General features: G+C 75.0%; 4 protein-coding genes. All 4 read right to left on the minus strand.

From position 1 onward, the window contains the following. Positions 1 to 459: Rv3654c family TadE-like protein (locus ACWEPX_RS05590; protein ID WP_451895897.1), on the minus strand; the 459-nt coding region annotated here is incomplete at its 3' end. Then, entirely contained in the window at positions 443 to 793 is a 351-nt protein-coding gene (locus ACWEPX_RS05595; RefSeq protein WP_451895898.1) for a TadE family type IV pilus minor pilin, read from the minus strand. The genes ACWEPX_RS05590 and ACWEPX_RS05595, both read right to left, overlap by 17 nt. Continuing rightward, positions 790 to 963 carry a DUF4244 domain-containing protein gene (locus ACWEPX_RS05600; protein WP_451895899.1) on the minus strand — a complete coding sequence of 58 codons (174 nt, stop codon included), beginning with the start codon at positions 961 to 963 and terminating at the stop codon, positions 790 to 792. The genes ACWEPX_RS05595 and ACWEPX_RS05600 overlap by 4 nt, the downstream gene beginning before the upstream one ends. Before the next feature lie 12 nt (positions 964 to 975). Next, positions 976 to 1,644, minus strand: coding sequence for a type II secretion system F family protein (locus ACWEPX_RS05605; protein WP_451895900.1), 669 nt, complete (start codon positions 1,642 to 1,644; stop codon positions 976 to 978). Positions 1,645 to 1,816: the final 172 nt, after the last annotated feature.

Here is a 1,816-nt window from a genome sequence, read left to right on the forward strand (position 1 = left end):
CGAAACCAGTCCGGTCAGCAGTGGGGCCCGTCCAGCGAGGGCTGGGGCGGGTCCGGGCAGCGGTGGGGCCGGTCGGGCGAGGGGTGGGGTGGGTCCTGACAGGGGAACGGGTCGGGCGAGGGGGGTGTCCACTGGGCCTGCCTTGGCGGTGGCTTCGGCCCAGGCGGGGCCGAAGGGGCGGGCGACGCGGACGGTGATCTCCAGGCCGGTCAGTTCGCACGAGCGCAGGGTGGTGGACATGCGCTCGGCGACGGCTGCCGCTTCCGCGCACGCCTCCTCTGGTCCGGACCACGCTCGGGCGGCTCCGGCGAGGGCGGCGAGGTCGGCCGCGGCGCTGGCCTGGTGGCGGGCGGCGACCGCGGCGCCGAACCCGACCACCGCCGCGAGCAGGGCGGCCAGCGCGGTGATCACGACGGCCGCCCAGACCGTCGCCACGCCTGCGTCACGAGGCTGGGGCACTGGCTTCCCCTTGTCGTGCACCGGGTTCCAGGGTGGCGTGCGCGTCGGCGGTCAGCGTCAGGCCGGGCAGCATGCTTGACGCCTCCACCCGCACGGCGACACTGTCCGACCCGAAGGTGAGTCGGACGGTGGCACCGGAGGGTGCGAGTTTCGCCGCGGCGGACTGCGCGTCGGGGTCGCCGCGGGCGGCCAGGCGGGCTGCCTCGCGGGCGGCGTCGACGCAGCGGATCTTGTCGATCGCCGCCGAGCCGCCGAGGAGGACCAGGCCGAGGACCACCACCAGCGCGGCGACCGCGACCGCGGCCTCGACGGTGACCGCGCCGCGGTCGTTCACGGCTCCTCCAACGAGTTGGAGATGAGCGAGGTGAGGCGGTCGAGGATGTGGTCGCCGGTCAGGATGCCGTAGAGCAGAGCGGCGAACGCGGCGGCGGCGACCGTGCCGAGGGCGTACTCGGCGGTGGTCATGCCGGTGTCGCGGCGGAGGAGTCGGTACAGGAACTGCATGGGGTGGTCCTTTCAGAGGAGGGTTGTCGCCATGCCCACCACCACCGGGGCGATGCCCAGGCAGAGGAAGGCGGGGAGGAAGCACAGGCCGAGCGGCCCGGCGATCAGCACCGCGGCCCGCTGCGCGCGGGCCTCGGCGGCGTCGGCGGCCTGCTCCCTGGCCCGACGGGCCAGGCCGCGAGCCAGGTCGGCCAGCGCCGTCCCGGTCCGCGCGCTGCGGCTCGCGCCGCGGGCGAGGGCCGCGATGTCGGGGCCTGCTGCCGCCCAGGCGTCGCTGGGTGCGGCACCGAGGGCGAGCAGGTCGGCGGTTTCGGTGAGGTTGGCTGCGATGTGCGGCGGGAAGTGCCCGGCGACAGCGCGGATGGCCGTGGGCACGGGCATCCCGGCCGCGAGGCAAGCGGCGAGGAGGTCGTAGCCGGCTGCGGTCGGGAGGTCAGCGGATGGCACCCGACGCCGCCGCTGGACGAGCCACCAAGCGGCTGGCGCTGCGGCGAGCCCCACCACCGGGTGCACGACGGCGGCCGCCAGCGCCCCTGCGGCTAGGGCGGCGAGCGCCTGCTTGGGGAGGCGCGGCGGCTCGCGTTGGGGGATGCCGAACAGTCGTCTGAGGCGGGCGGCCGCTGGTCGGTGCGGCGACCAGCGCAGGCCGACGGCGGCGAGGGACAGCAGTGCGGTGATCACGTCTCCCTTTCGGTGGTGATGTGCTCGGCCCAACGCAGGCCGACGGCGGCGAAGGACAGCAGTGCGGTGATCACGTCTCCCTTTCGGTGGTGATGTGCTCGGCCCAACGCAGGCCGACGGCGGCGAAGGACAGCAGTGCGGTGATCACGTCTCCCTTTCGGTGGTGATGTGC

The sequence above is a fragment of the Actinokineospora sp. NPDC004072 genome, assembly GCF_053604195.1.

Excerpts from the sequence above, each read along its gene's own strand:
- ACWEPX_RS05600 (WP_451895899.1), bottom strand. The coding sequence starts at position 963 with ATGCAGTTCCTGTACCGACTCCTCCGCCGCGACACCGGCATGACCACC.